The following is a 1,214-nucleotide window of genomic DNA, read 5'->3' on the forward strand; positions in this document are numbered from 1 at the left end:
GGTGGACGGGGGCGTCGCCGGCGTCGCCCCTGCTGAGCCGAGAGGGTTCGCCCCACCGCCGGGAGCCGGGCCGCCCTCGCCGTCCCGCCGTTCCGCCGATGGGGCGGGACGCTCCGGCGATCCGGTGTCGTCGGGGTTCCCGCCGTTCCGCCGCCACGGCCCGTCCGAGTCGGCGGTCACGCCCGCGCGGCCGGTGGCGGCGGCGTCCGGCTCGTCCCGCTCCCGCTGGTCCCAGCCGCGGGTGGTGTCCTCGCTCCCGGCGCCGGTCAGGTCGGCCTCCCCGGCCGGGGCACGACCGCCACCGTCCTCGTCGGCGGCCGCCGGCGAGGACGCGTCCTCCCGGGGGAGTTCGGGAACGGCGTAGTGCCGCCGGATCCGAGCCGACAGTTCCTCGCCGCCGTGCGCCGCCACCAGCTCGGCGAGCCGGTCGAAGAACACCGTCCGGCCGGACTCGTCCGACGGGGGGAGCAGGTCACGCACGAGCGCGTCGACGTGCCCGAGGGCGTCCGAACCCTCGCCCTCGGCCCCGGGGTCCCCGCCACTCGGCCAGGGTGACGCCGTCGCCGACACGGTAAAGTGGGTGCCCGAGGAGTAGCCGTTGGGGTGGAAGGCGCCGTCGTGGAACAGCCCCTGCTGCCCGTCCACCTCCGGATGCGCGGTGAACGTGATGTGCTCGGTCGGGAGGTGCTGGTGGTCGGTCGCACCGCATCCGCCCGCCCCCTCCCCGACGGAGTCGGCGATCAGCCGCCGCACCCCCGGCGGCACCTCGGTGCCGTGGGCCGCCGCCGAGAGCGTCGCCAGCTTCCCCAGCATGTCCACGGTCTCCTTGACCTTCGTGGCGTCCCGGGAGTCCTGGGCCAGCCACCAGACGGTGGCGCTGCCGGTGCTGCTGAGGACGTCGTCCCCGAGGTAGGCGCGTTCCGCCCGTTCCTGGTCGCGTTCCCGCTCGCGCACCTCCGCGTCCTTGCGCAGCTCCCCGAGCCGGTCCAGCCGCCGCTGGTCCTCCTCCGACAGGGTCAGCTCCACGTCCTTCGCCCACACCTCGACGCGACCGGAGCCGTCCGGCAGGATCCTGCCCAGCTCGGCGGCCACCAGGTGCGCGGTCACCTCCCATTCGGTGGCGGGCTGGACACGGGTGACCGCCAGCGCCCGGCTGATCACCGTGTTCCCCGCCAGCCGCCGCAACCCCTCCGGCGCCCCGGAGCCGGTGGCCC

1 pseudogene is annotated in these 1,214 nt (G+C 76.2%); it reads right to left on the reverse strand.

The annotated features are described in order from the left end of the window. Positions 1–1,107, reverse strand: a pseudogene (locus tag ACTIDRAF_RS32265) (hypothetical protein); the annotation flags it as partial. Positions 1,108–1,214 lie beyond the last annotated feature (107 nt).

It is taken from the genome of Actinoalloteichus spitiensis RMV-1378 (assembly GCF_000239155.1).
GTDB classification, from domain to species: domain Bacteria; phylum Actinomycetota; class Actinomycetes; order Mycobacteriales; family Pseudonocardiaceae; genus Actinoalloteichus_B; species Actinoalloteichus_B spitiensis.